Annotated in this window: 11 protein-coding genes and 1 rRNA gene; 5 read left to right on the top strand and 7 right to left on the bottom strand. The window is 41.9% G+C overall.

Annotated features, from left to right (window positions below; all coding sequences use genetic code 11):
- The 6 genes from LV85_RS08850 to LV85_RS08825 form a co-directional block, all read right to left on the bottom strand.
- Positions 1-147: ribosomal RNA gene (locus tag LV85_RS08850) — 16S ribosomal RNA — on the bottom strand; the annotation flags it as partial.
- A gap of 583 nt (positions 148-730) precedes the next feature.
- Complete coding sequence (locus tag LV85_RS08845) at positions 731-1,327, bottom strand: 3-keto-disaccharide hydrolase (protein ID WP_111318417.1); 597 nt, start codon at positions 1,325-1,327, stop codon at positions 731-733.
- A 105-nt stretch (positions 1,328-1,432) separates the two neighbouring features.
- Positions 1,433-2,197, bottom strand: coding sequence for a 3-keto-disaccharide hydrolase (locus tag LV85_RS08840; RefSeq protein ID WP_111318415.1), 765 nt, complete (start codon positions 2,195-2,197; stop codon positions 1,433-1,435).
- Positions 2,198-2,320: 123 nt separating this feature from the next.
- On the bottom strand, positions 2,321-3,079 hold the full coding sequence (locus LV85_RS08835) for a helical backbone metal receptor (protein ID WP_111318413.1): 759 nt from the start codon (positions 3,077-3,079) through the stop codon (positions 2,321-2,323).
- 65 nt (positions 3,080-3,144) lie between these two features.
- Positions 3,145-4,209 carry a M42 family metallopeptidase gene (locus LV85_RS08830; protein ID WP_111318411.1) on the bottom strand — a complete coding sequence of 355 codons (1,065 nt, stop codon included), beginning with the start codon at positions 4,207-4,209 and terminating at the stop codon, positions 3,145-3,147.
- A gap of 35 nt (positions 4,210-4,244) precedes the next feature.
- Positions 4,245-5,828, bottom strand: a complete 1,584-nt coding sequence (locus LV85_RS08825) for an acyl-CoA carboxylase subunit beta (protein ID WP_111318409.1) — start codon at positions 5,826-5,828, stop codon at positions 4,245-4,247.
- Positions 5,829-6,258: 430 nt separating this feature from the next.
- Between LV85_RS08825 and LV85_RS08820 the strand changes: the two genes are divergently transcribed.
- Both LV85_RS08820 and LV85_RS08815 read left to right on the top strand, forming a co-directional pair.
- Positions 6,259-7,203, top strand: a complete 945-nt coding sequence (locus LV85_RS08820; RefSeq protein ID WP_111318407.1) for a Ppx/GppA phosphatase family protein — start codon at positions 6,259-6,261, stop codon at positions 7,201-7,203.
- Positions 7,204-7,270: 67 nt separating this feature from the next.
- Positions 7,271-8,341: an Ldh family oxidoreductase gene (locus tag LV85_RS08815; protein WP_111318405.1), complete on the top strand. Its 1,071-nt coding sequence runs from the start codon at positions 7,271-7,273 to the stop codon at positions 8,339-8,341.
- Positions 8,342-8,729: 388 nt separating this feature from the next.
- Here LV85_RS08815 and LV85_RS08805 read toward each other — a convergent pair whose 3' ends face one another.
- Positions 8,730-8,906, bottom strand: coding sequence for a hypothetical protein (locus tag LV85_RS08805; protein WP_211318396.1), 177 nt, complete (start codon positions 8,904-8,906; stop codon positions 8,730-8,732).
- 82 nt (positions 8,907-8,988) lie between these two features.
- Between LV85_RS08805 and LV85_RS08800 the strand changes: the two genes are divergently transcribed.
- From LV85_RS08800 to LV85_RS08790, 3 genes are all read left to right on the top strand, one after another.
- A complete protein-coding gene (locus LV85_RS08800; protein WP_111318398.1) occupies positions 8,989-9,450 on the top strand; it encodes a hypothetical protein in 462 nt (153 codons plus the stop codon).
- 122 nt (positions 9,451-9,572) lie between these two features.
- Positions 9,573-10,934 carry a Gfo/Idh/MocA family protein gene (locus LV85_RS08795; RefSeq protein WP_111318396.1) on the top strand — a complete coding sequence of 454 codons (1,362 nt, stop codon included), beginning with the start codon at positions 9,573-9,575 and terminating at the stop codon, positions 10,932-10,934.
- Between the two features lie 99 nt (positions 10,935-11,033).
- A complete protein-coding gene (locus LV85_RS08790) occupies positions 11,034-12,401 on the top strand; it encodes a Gfo/Idh/MocA family protein (protein ID WP_111318394.1) in 1,368 nt (455 codons plus the stop codon).
- Positions 12,402-12,490: the final 89 nt, after the last annotated feature.

The following is a 12,490-nucleotide window of genomic DNA, read 5'->3' as shown; positions in this document are numbered from 1 at the left end:
GGCTATCCCCCTGTATAGGGTAGGTTGCATACGCGTTACGCACCCGTTCGCCACTCTCTATTACCCGAAAGTAATATACCGTTCGACTTGCATGTATTAGGCCTGCCGCTAGCGTTCATCCTGAGCCAGGATCAAACTCTCCATTGTAAATTATCATTATTTATACACTGCCTATAAAACCGCACGAAGCAAATTCTATAAGCCTCTCCCTGTCTGTTCTCAGGTTACTATTTTTTTTCGTCTTACATCACTTCAAAGAACTTAGTACCACTCATTTGTGGCGCTGGTCGGCTGCTGTTATCTCTCGACTTTCGCTCCGTTTTTCCCCTTCCTTGCTGAAGGGAGTGCAAAGGTAAATGATTATTTTTAATCCGCAATACCTGTTGCCATATTTAATTTTAAAGTTTTTGAGAAACTAAGCCCTCTCCGCTTTATCTCCCTTCCTGCCGAAGGGAGCGCAAAGGTAAGAACTCATTCTTGACTTCCTAGCCTCTCGCAAAATTAAATGTTTTTCAATACTTTTTTGAACCGCTCTCCGTTCATTCCCCTCAGCCGTTCGCCTCGTTTGGGAGTGCAAATATCTACCTTTTTATTTTAGAGACAATAGATTTCTTTGAGATTTAACTCCTTTTTACATAAAGTACTGATAGAGACAGGGAAAAGTTTCTACAAAATAAAAACGCCCTGATGACTCAATCATCAGGGCGTTTCATCTATAGTTGTTGGAATATTATAGCTTTTTCAATACAATATTTTTCCAATAGACCTTAATCCCTCCACCATCGTGGATCTGAAGGCAAACGCCACCTTTTCCTTCACCAATTTTGGCATCTGTGAAGTTCACCATCTCATGACCATTCAAGTAGGAAGTAACATTATCTCCTTTGACAACAATCTTCATTTTGTTCCATTCGCCGAACTTCAAATACTTGTCTTTTTCCGGATCTGGCTTCACCAACCATCCTCTACCGTAGGATTCATAGATTCCACCAGTGTCATGACCTGGAGGCGCTACCTCTACCTGCCATCCTGAAACCTTCGTTCCATCTACTGTAGATCTGATAAATACACCAGAGTTACCGTTGGCTTCTTGCTTGAATTCCAGTGTGATTTCAAAATCATCATACTCCTCATCAGTACCCAAATAGCCATAGGCTTTGTCAGGACCACTTTCAGAAATCAACAATCCATCTTCCACGTACCATTTCTCTGTACCATAAACGGTCCATCCCGAAAGATCTTTACCGTTGAAGAGTTTAACTTTCTTCTGCGCATACGCAAAATTCACTGATGCTAACAATAGCATCGCCACTAATACCTTTTTCATATGTTTATATTTTGTCATTCAAATGTCAATTGCCCGGCTATAGTCGGACAGCAGTCTCACATGTAATGTAAATTTATCTCCGCATAATCACGGAAAGCTTCAGAATTACAGTTTTCTTATTTTAATGTTTTTGAACCAAGTCTCTGCACCATGATCCTGAAGAGAGATCAAGCCAGTTTTGGCAATGGCATAATCAGGGAAATCATTCCACTTACCAGAATTACGTGCAGCTGTCCATGCTTCAGAGTAGGGAACGAACTCCACAGTCTTTTGCCCATTCAAGTAATAGCTAGAACCTTCTTCTGAGAAAATGATTTTTGATGTATTCCACTCTCCTGCTGGCTTAACTACTCCTTCGTAATTAGGTTCGGTCATTGCATAATCTGCACCAATTGATTGCCACTTTTCCAATGGATCAGGGAAACCTAATTGATCGATCATCTGATATTCTGGACCTGTCTCATACGGAGCCTTGTATTTAGGATCTTCTACCACGTGATAAAGCACACCACTATTTCCTCCAGGAGCAATTTTCCAGGTCCATTCCATCTCAAACTGCTCAAACTCTGTGGCGCCAAACACAATATCTCCTCCGATGTCTCCACCCTTGCCCAATGCTTTCAATGCACCATCTTCTACTGTCCAGCCTTCAGAAGGAAAACTATCTCCATTAAATGCTCTCCAGCCATCAGTATTTGTACCATCAAAAAGAAGCATCCAGCCATCAGCCTTTTCTTCCTCTGTCAATGAGTTTTCTGCTACTGGGACCTCCTCAACTATAGTTTCGGTCACAGTTTCCTCTACTGTCTTTGGTCCACATGACCAAGCTAGGGCAAACAATGCTACCCATGCAAATCGTGTATTTTTCATATTTTAATAAGTTTCAAACTAATTGGACTCAAAAGTTAATTGATTTTTTTAAGAAAGTTTCTCAGCTAAATATATTTTTTCACAAGTATTACTTTTGAAATACGCTTTCATAGCACTTAAAGTTTATAAAGTATCGCAATATTCTTTTGCCCTAAGTAGTCTACTTCCGTACCATGAGAATATCTCGCCATCTACCAGTTTTATTTTAGCCTTCGGTAAAACTGATTGAAAATCCTGTATATGAGTATCTTTAAATGGATATGGTTCCGAACTGAGTAAAAGGAATTCGGGAGCAAGTTCAATTAATTCCTCATTGCTAAGCTGCGGGTAACGTGAGCTTTGGATCAAGTTATCAAAGCCTGCAAACCCCATCATCTTATTAATAAAGGTATCTGCCCCGGCTACCATAATAGGATCCTTCCAAATCAAGTAGACAGCAGTCCCCTTCTGGTGCAATGGAAAAGCAAAGTCAGATCTCAACTGATTAATGATTTGCTCAGCTTTCACCTTAGCTCCAAGCATGCGCCCCAAACTCGAAATCATCTCCAAACTATCCTCCAAAGTATAGATATCACTCATCCATACTGGATACTTTTTCATCAAGTACTCGATCCCAGACTGCTCATTTTCCTCCTTGTTGCCAATAATCAAATCTGGCTGCAAGGATTCTATCACATCCATTCGGTAATTCTTCGTTCCGCCAACAATGGTTTTTGCTTTGCGAAGACCTACAGGATGCACACAGAATTTGGTCACTCCTACTATTCTATCCTCCAAACCCAAATCGACCAAAAGCTCCGTCTGAGATGGAACAAGTGAAATGATCCGTTGAGGAGGAGCAGGAAGTGAGATGCTACGCTTGAGTTGGTCTGTAAAATGCATTTTGACTTATAGAATATAGCCCATAGTTCATGGGTACCATCCACTATGGTCCATTAGCTATTGGCTCATTTTATATATCTGAAATCAAATGTCGGATCAAAATCTACCAAGAACTCATACATCAAGTTAATCAACTGATCGATGTCATCTTTGCTAGCAGTCTCTACGGTAGTATGCATGTATTTCAAAGGAAGGGAAATCAAAGCTGATGGTACGCCCTCGTTAGAGTAGGCAAAAGCATCCGTGTCTGTGCCAGTCACACGTGAAGCAACAGATCTCTGAAAAGGAATATCTTTCTTTTTGGCAGTATCAATAATCAGATCCAAGAGCTTTTTGTGAATAGACGCGCCTACTGGCAAAACAGGCCCTTTGCCTGCGGTGAAATCTCCACTTGTCACCTTATTATATAAAGGAGCGGTAGTATCATGACAAACGTCTGTGATAATTGCTGCATTAGGTTTGATTTTGGCAGCGATCATTTGTGCGCCACGAAGACCAATTTCCTCTTGCACTGCATTTACTATATAAAGTCCAAAAGGCAATTTCTTTTTATTCTCCTTGAGTCTTTTGGCAACCTGAGCAATCATATACCCGCCGATTCTATTGTCGAGCGCTCTGCCTGAGTAGAATTTCCCATTCAATTCGGTCAACTCATCTTTGAAGGTAATCACACAACCTACGTGAATCCCCATTTCTTCCACTTCCTCTTTGGACCTAGCGCCTACATCGATGAAAATATTATCCAAAGTTGGGGTATCTTCTTTCCCATCCTTCCGCACATGTATTGCTGGCCAACCAAAAACACCTGGAAGCATTCCTTTGTCCGTGTGAATATTCACACGCATGGATGGAGCGATCATGTGATCCGAGCCTCCATTGCGACGGACATAGATGTAACCATCCTCTTTGATGTAATTTACAAACCAGCTGATCTCATCAGCATGTGCTTCGATTACCACCTTAAATTCGGCCTTCGGGTTAATTACTGCAACCGCCGTCCCGTAATTGTCAGTGAAATAATCATCTACAAAGGGTTTGATGTAATCCAGCCAAATCTGCTGCCCTGAAGCTTCGAAGCCTGTCGGGGAAGCATTATTTAAGTATTTATATAAAAAGGTATTCGAATCCATTGAAAATTGTATTTGAAAATTGATAATTGAATTTATTACAAAGGTATATTCCCATGCTTCTTCCTTGGGATTTTATCAACCTTGTTTTCTAGCATTTTGAAGGCTTTGATTAATTTGATTCGAGTGTCGGATGGCATAATAACCTCATCTATGAAACCTCGATGGGCTGCGCGATAAGGGTTAGCAAATTTTGATGTGTATTCATCTACTTTCTCCTGAAGTTTGGATTCCGGATCTTCAGCTTCAGCGATTTCTTTCTTGAAAATAATCTCAGAAGCTCCCTTCGCTCCCATTACCGCAATTTCAGCAGTCGGCCAGGCAAAATTCAGATCAGCTCCGATATGTTTTGAATTCATTACATCATAGGCTCCACCATAAGCTTTCCTTGTGATAACCGTAATTCTAGGAACAGTCGCTTCAGAAAAGGCATAGAGCAATTTTGCTCCATTCGTAATTATTCCATTCCACTCTTGATCTGTACCAGGCAAAAAGCCAGGAACATCCACCAAAACGAGCAACGGAACATTGAAGCTATCACAGGTTCGCACAAATCTTGCCGCTTTGACAGAAGCGTCATTGTCCAAGACACCTGCCATAGACTGGGGTTGATTTCCGACTACACCTATACTTCGGCCAGCTATTCTCGCAAAACCCACCACGATATTATCAGCAAAATTCTCATGAACTTCCAAGAATGAATCCTCATCCACAATACCTATTACAGCATCGCGGATATCATAAGGATGATTGGGATTTTCAGGAATCAAGCTATCCAGTTCAGCTCTACTTTCATTCTCCAACATTTCGTAGGGATAAACAGGAGCAATTTCCTCGCAGTTTTGAGGCATATAGCTCAAGATCTTCTTCACATGCTGAATGCATTCCAACTCATTGGCGCAGGCAAAATGCGTAACACCGCTTTTGGTACTATGGGCTGAAGCGCCACCTAGTTCCTCTGCCGTGACATTTTCCTGAGTCACCGTCTTCACCACATTTGGCCCGGTGACAAACATATAGGAGGTGTTTTCCACCATTAATATAAAGTCTGTAATCGCAGGTGAATAAACTGCTCCTCCAGCACATGGGCCCATGATCGCGGAAATCTGTGGTACCACGCCGGAAGCAAGCGTATTCCTATAAAATATATCTGCGTAGCCTCCCAATGAATTCACTCCTTCTTGGATCCTTGCTCCGCCTGAATCATTCAAGCCGATCACCGGTGCGCCATTCTTCATGGCCATATCCATGATTTTGCAGATTTTTTCAGCATGTGTTTCGGAAAGTGATCCTCCGAAAACAGTAAAGTCCTGCGAAAAAATGTAAACCAATCGCCCATTGACTTCGCCATAGCCTGTGATCACACCATCTCCGAGATAATGCTCTTTGTCCAGGCCAAAATCCTTCGCTCTATGCATCACGAATTTGTCAATCTCCTGAAAGGTCCCCTCATCCATCAGCAAGTCCACACGCTCACGAGCAGTAAGCTTCCCTTTCTTATGTTGGGAAGCTATTCGATTTTCGCCTCCACCTAGAAGAGCTTCAGCATTTTTCTTTTTTAGCAACTCGATCTTACCCTCTTTTCCGGGTAAAGTATAATTGGGTTTATCCTGTTTGCTCATACGATAGTTTTTAGACTTGCTCAAATATAACAGGCTTTGTCAGGTATGGAAAAAAATGCGAAGGAATGAGCTTAAGTGAGGAGTCCAATTTGTGGATCTTGTAAAAAGTAGGCACTAAACCATCTACAAATAACCAATCGTAAGTATCGATGAGACTATTTTTTTAAAAACTCTCATCTCTTTGGCTTAGAAACTCTGGAAGGAAAGCTTAAACAGGACTAACAAAGAGGGATTTCTACAGAAAAACTATCTTGAAGCTTTTCAGCAAAGCATCTAAAACAGTTTAAAATTATCTCTGTGGATCTCCGCGAAACCTCTGTGCGTTCTGTGGCTATAAGACTTTCTCAAAAAACTGGGTAATAAAATTTACGTAGAAAGTCCTCATTTCAAATAACTTTCTATATTCGCCCATCGAAAAAATTGGCAGTATATGAATACCCGGAAGGCAGCGGTGATAGACATGGGGACCAATACATTTCATTTGTTATTGGTAGAAATAGACGGTGTAAATTTTAATACAATTTACAAGGAGAAAACCCCTGTCAAGTTGGGCAAAGGCGGTATTAACCAAAATACACTCGCCGAAGACGCAGTAAAACGAGCTCTTCATACGCTCAGGCATTTCAAAAACCTGATCAATGGCGAGCACATTGATCAGGTTTTTGCATTTGCCACGAGCGCAGTTCGAAATGCCCAAAATGGCCCGGACTTCGTCAAAACCGTCAAAGAAACCATTGGAATAAACATTCAAGTTCTTTCTGGATCAGAAGAAGCACAGATGATCTATGAGGGAATTCGGCTTTCTGGCTCACTAAATGGCCAGACCGATCTGATGATGGACATTGGTGGTGGTTCTGTGGAATTCATTATTGGCAATAGTCAGGAATCTGTCTGGAAACAAAGTTTTGAAATTGGTGGCCAGCGACTGTTGGAGCTTTTTCATCATCATGACCCAATGCTTCCTGAGGAGATTGATAAACTTGAGGCATATTTAGGAGAAAAGCTCCAGCCATTAATTGATGCGATTAAAACCTATAAACCTCTTGGTTTGGTGGGAGCTTCAGGGACTTTTGATACGCTTACGGACATATATTTTGAATCCATGCTCCAGTGCAAACTCACTGGACGGCATGTATTTGAACTTCCAATAGAAGAGTACGAAGCGATTCACCTTATGCTTTTGAGTAAAAACAAAGAAGAGCGTCTGCTAATACCAGGGATGATTCCTATGCGAGTAGATATGATTGTGGTCGCTTCAAGTTTGATTGAGTTCATTTTGCGCTACATCGATATAGATTTCATCACTTGCTCTCCTTACGCATTGAAAGAAGGCGCCATCGCTTCCTTACTTATTCCTGAGCAAACTGCCCTTTAAGCCAGTCCAAAAAAATTCCTTTCTTATATTTGGCTGCAAGTTTTCACCAGTTTAATCCCCTATTCCTATGACCTATTCCTACGAACAACTTCACGCATTTACTTTGGGCATGCTTGCCAAAATCGGCTGTCCAGAAGATCAGGCCAAAACTGCTGCAGATGTTTTGCTTTCAGCAGATCTTCGTGGAGTAGATAGTCATGGAGTTGCTCGCCTTTCTGGGTATGTGAGGTTATGGGAAAAAGGAAGGATTAATGCTACGCCAAATGTGCGAGTAGTACACGAAACTCCTTCCACTGCCGTGGTAGATGGAGATGGTGGCTTAGGCTTGGTGGTAGCGCCTTATGCGATGAAAGTTGGGATCGAAAAGGCCAAAGTTGCAGGCACAGGTTGGGTTTCTGTGAAAAATTCTAATCATTATGGAATTGCAGGTTACCATGCCATGCAGGCCTTGGACCATGATATGATTGGGATTTCTTTGACAAATGCCAGTCCACTGGTAGCGCCTACTTTTTCGCAGGAGAGACTTCTAGGAACCAACCCTATTGCTGTAGCGATACCTGCCAAAGACCAACCTCCATTTGTAGCTGATATGGCTACAACAACGGCTGCCAATGGGAAATTGGAAATCCTACAACGCAAAGGAATGGACACGCCTACTGGCTGGGTTCAGGACAAAGATGGGAATCAGACCACTTCTGCCTCTGGGGTAAAAGATGGAGGAGCTTTACTCCCCCTGGGCGGAGATCGTGAGCATGGATCTCACAAGGGCTACGCATTAGGCTCTATTGTAGATATTTTCTCGGCAGTGCTTTCTGGTGCCAATTATGGCCCATGGGTTCCACCTTTTGTGGCTTTTTTGGAGCCAGACCCAAATCCTGTTGGAGAAGGAATTGGCCATTTTTTCGGAGCAATGCGTGTAGATGCTTTTAGACCAGCAGATGAATTTAAAGCTCACATGGACAATTGGATCACGCGATTCCGTACAGCCAAACCTACTCCTGGAAATAAAAAGGTATTGATCCCAGGAGATCCAGAGCGGGAATTGGAAGCTATTCGTATGAAAGATGGAATTCCATTGCTAGATCCAGTGGTAAAGGATTTAACTGAATTGGGGGCGAGATTTGGGGTGAAGTTTTAGGAATGTGGGATGTCGGGTGTCGGGTGACCGATGTTTAAGATTTCAGATTTTCCATCATTAACTTATTTATCTTAAAATGATGCAAAAACAGCAGCCAATTACCCAAGATCACATATTTATAAAAATCCTAAACTTGACTTTTTCAGGATTTATAATTCTTTCCAATATTTCAGTTTTCTTTCCTTACACATTCCGAATTCTAAAATCTGGTGGTGGTCCATTTGGCTATGGAGTACTACTACTTCCTATTACACTAATCGGTATTTTATATCTAATTCCCGCTTCATTAACTTTGAAAAGAAAAAACCACTACAATACAACTTTTCTTTGGATCAATTTAACAGGGACAATCGGATGTGCTTACTGGATTTACTTTTTCAACTCCTCTTTATTTTCCTAAAAAATCTTTCAAAGAAACCCGTCTTCCTTCGTCCAATTGCTTGATACCTAACAAAATCTCCCTTCGCTGTGAATCAGATAACACATCTTCCTTTTTCATTGGCTTAAGTAAATCCAAAAGTGCTGAGATCAACTTATCATCATCGATCTCAAGGATTTGCTTCATCAAGCGTAATTTTTTAGCTGCTAGGTCCATGAGTATGTTTTTGATAAATTTAGCTTTTTCAACAAATAATAAAAACCTTTAAATGCCCCTCACTCCACTCACCTCCCGTCCCTCTTTCGAAGAAAATCCAAAATTCGCAAAAGCTGCTCATAACCTAAGCACCCTCTTGGTCGCTATCGAGAAAAAAAACATTCCAGAGTCAGTAGAATTTCAGATCAATGAAATCATGGCAGGTGTAAATAATTTCCCAGGCCCAGATCCAGAGCTATTGAAGCAAATCAAATCTGCCCAAGTGGCCATCTTGAAGCTTCTGGAAAACGATCTAGGAATTGTAGCTAAAAACCATTACCAACTTCAATGGTTTGCTCTGGGCATGACAGCTTTTGGGGTACCATTAGGAGTAGTCTTCGGTGCATCATTGGGAAATATGGCCTTTATAGGTATCGGCTTGCCAATAGGAATGGCGATTGGAATAGCAGTTGGTACCAGTAAGGACAAAGAAACCGAGTCTAAGGGAAAGCAGCTCGATTGGTCTGCAAAGTAATTTTTATCCTATTTTTTGATCAATAATTGGCCTCTCTTTCAAATCTTGGTTGGCTGAAACCTCTTGCCATAGCCACTGCTTTTTGTAAATTCAAATCCTCAATTGCCACAAACCTATAACCCATGAATCCCTTAAATCGAAGAGAATTTTTAAAAGGCAGCACTGCCCTGATGTCACTAGCGAGTTTCGGATTACTCGGAATGGATTTTAAAGATCGCGAAGGACCATTACAAGTAGCTTTGATAGGGACAGGATGGTACGGTAAATCAGATCTTTTTCGATTGATTCAAGTAGCAGAGGTAGAAGTAGTTGGGCTCTGTGATGTGGACAGTAAGCAACTAGCAGAGGCTGGTAAGCTTGTTGCAACCCGCCAGAAATCAGGAAAGACACCAGCCTTATACGAAGATTATAAGGAGCTTCTTGCGAAGGAAAAACCAGAGTATGTATTGGTCGGCACACCAGACCATTGGCATGCTCTGATCGCAATAGATGTACTAAAGAGTGGGGCGCACCTGTATCTACAAAAACCAATATCGGTGGATGTGATAGAAGGGGAGGCGATTTTGGCCGCAGCCAGAAAATATGACCGAAAAGTACAGATCGGAACCCAGCGCAGAAGCACTCCGCATCTTGTCAAAGCAAAAACAGAAATCATCGACTCAGGGAAATTAGGCAAAATCTCTCACGCAGAGGTTTTCTGCTATTACCATATGCGAAACCGAAGCAATCCAGCTGTAATGCCTGTACCAGAAAACCTCAATTATGATCTTTGGGCAGGACCTGCTCCTATGCTCCCATACCGAGGGATATTACATCGAGGCTGGCGTGCATTTATGGAGTATGGCAATGGTATTGTTGGTGACATGTGTGTCCACATGCTGGATGCTGTGCGCTGGATGTGTGACTTGGGCTGGCCGATTCAGGTAACTTCGACGGGGGGTATTTATGTAGATAAGGATTCCGGTGCCAATATTTCCGATACACAAACTGCTTTATTTGAATTCAACGAAATGAATGTAGTCTGGCAACACCGTACCTGGGGTAATCCTGTGGACAAGCATTATCCTTGGGCTTTTAAGATTTATGGAGAAAATGGCATGTTGGCTGGAAGTCCTATGCGAGCAGATTTTACACCCGAAGGAAAAGGCGAATCCATCCAATTTGATGTTGTATTGGAAAAAGAACAATACCCTGAAGATGTCACCGAAAAAGACATAGAAATCCATGCCGCTCCTGCCACTCGCGCACAACTTCAAGACTGGCTTCAGGCGATAGAAAAAGATCAACTACCAATAGCAGACATCTCACAAGGGCATATTTCTACTGCATCCTGTATTTTGGCAAATATGTCCATGGCATTAGATGGTAGAGCACTCCGCTATGACCCAAAGACCATGATAGTAGTGGATGATGAGGAAGCTACTGCACTTTTGAGAAGACCGTATCGTGAAGGATACACCCACCCTGAGCCTGACAAAGTTTAAAATTATACATCGCCAGTTGCTCCGTTCATCCAATTAAATTTGGTAAAAGATGCTGTTTTTGTAACTTATCAGGCACAATCAACCTCAAACCCAATCTAAATGAATTCACTCAACCGAAGAGATTTTCTCAAAGGTTCTTCTGCCTTTGCAACCTTGGCTAGTTTTGGCCTCTTAGGCATGGATTTCAAAGACCGAGAAGGACCATTACAAGTGGCCTTGATTGGCGCAGGCTGGTATGGTAAATCCGACCTTTTTCGCCTAATCCAAGTAGCCGATATAGAAGTAGTAGGACTTTGCGATCCAGATAAGAACATGCTAAAAGCTGCTGGAGATATGGTCGCCACTCGTCAAAAGTCTGGAAAAGTCCCTCCTTTGTATGAGGATTATCAAGAACTTTTGGCCAAGGAAAAGCCTGAATTTGTACTGATAGGTTCGCCTGACCACTGGCATGCCTTACAATGTATTGATTCACTGAAAGCTGGCGCACATGTCTATGTGCAAAAGCCTATTTCAGTTGATATAATCGAAGGCGAAGCAATGGTAGCCGCCACTAGAAAATATAATAAGAAAGTACAAGTAGGCACACAACGAAAAAGCACACCACACCTGATCGATGCCAAAGAGCAGATCATTGATACTGGGAAGTTGGGAAAGATTTCTCATGTGGAGATTTGCTGTTATTATCATATGCGTGCCAATGGAAACCCACCTTTGGAGCCAGTTCCAGACTTTTTCAATTACGATCTATGGACAGGCCCGGCTCCTTATAGACCCTATGATGGTTTACCGCATAGACGCTGGTGGAGAACATTTATAGAATATGGAAATGGCATCACCGGAGATATGTGTGTACATATGCTAGACACTGTTCGCTGGATGCTCGATCTTGGCTGGCCTACACAGATTACATCAACTGGAGGTATCTATGTGCAAAAAGAAGGCAAATCCAATATCTCAGATACTCAATCTGCGATTTTCGAATACCCAGAACTTAATGTAGTCTGGCAGCATAGAACATGGGGCAACCCAGATGATCCAGAATACCCATGGGCATTCAAGATCTTTGGTGAAAAAGGAATGCTAGCTGGAAGTACTATGCAGGCTGATTACACTCCTCTGGATAAAAATGAAAAACCAATCCATTTTGACTGCCTTTTTGAAAGAGAAAAATATCCAGAAGATATCAATGAGCCAGACATAGAATTAAACGCTGCGCCTGCTACTCGGCTTCACATGCAGAATTGGCTAAAAGCAATTGATACGAACACCTTACCAGTTGCAGATATTGAAGAAGGACATATTTCTACAGCCTCCTGTATATTGGCAAATATCTCGATGGATCTTGGAGGAAGAGAGTTGAAATACGATCCAAAGACCATGACGGTGATTGGTGACAAAGAAGCTACAGAACTACTTCGCCGACCTTACCGAAAAGGCTACAAACATCCAGAACCAAACAAAGTTTAAGGAATAATTAAAAACTCACGAAACCGAGTCTCATAAAAAGGGGCTCGGTTTCTCTTTTTAACACAATCGGAATAAATTGGCTTATCATT

The sequence above is a fragment of the Algoriphagus chordae genome (assembly GCF_003254055.1).
Taxonomy (GTDB): Bacteria; Bacteroidota; Bacteroidia; order Cytophagales; family Cyclobacteriaceae; genus Algoriphagus; species Algoriphagus chordae.
The sequence above is the reverse complement of the archived record's forward strand: the minus strand, read 5'-3'. Positions and strand labels throughout refer to the sequence as shown.

Bases quoted from the DNA above. Each gene is read 5' to 3' on its own strand.
- LV85_RS08800 (WP_111318398.1), top strand. From the start codon at position 8,989: ATGCCCCTCACTCCACTCACCTCCCGTCCCTCTTTCGAAGAAAATCCA.
- LV85_RS08820 (WP_111318407.1), top strand. From the start codon at position 6,259: ATGAATACCCGGAAGGCAGCGGTGATAGACATGGGGACCAATACATTT.
- LV85_RS08845 (WP_111318417.1), bottom strand. From the start codon at position 1,327: ATGAAAAAGGTATTAGTGGCGATGCTATTGTTAGCATCAGTGAATTTT.
- LV85_RS08790 (WP_111318394.1), top strand. From the start codon at position 11,034: ATGAATTCACTCAACCGAAGAGATTTTCTCAAAGGTTCTTCTGCCTTT.
- LV85_RS08795 (WP_111318396.1), top strand. From the start codon at position 9,573: ATGAATCCCTTAAATCGAAGAGAATTTTTAAAAGGCAGCACTGCCCTG.
- LV85_RS08815 (WP_111318405.1), top strand. From the start codon at position 7,271: ATGACCTATTCCTACGAACAACTTCACGCATTTACTTTGGGCATGCTT.
- LV85_RS08830 (WP_111318411.1), bottom strand. From the start codon at position 4,209: ATGGATTCGAATACCTTTTTATATAAATACTTAAATAATGCTTCCCCG.
- LV85_RS08840 (WP_111318415.1), bottom strand. From the start codon at position 2,197: ATGAAAAATACACGATTTGCATGGGTAGCATTGTTTGCCCTAGCTTGG.
- LV85_RS08835 (WP_111318413.1), bottom strand. From the start codon at position 3,079: ATGCATTTTACAGACCAACTCAAGCGTAGCATCTCACTTCCTGCTCCT.
- LV85_RS08805 (WP_211318396.1), bottom strand. From the start codon at position 8,906: ATGAAGCAAATCCTTGAGATCGATGATGATAAGTTGATCTCAGCACTT.
- LV85_RS08825 (WP_111318409.1), bottom strand. From the start codon at position 5,828: ATGAGCAAACAGGATAAACCCAATTATACTTTACCCGGAAAAGAGGGT.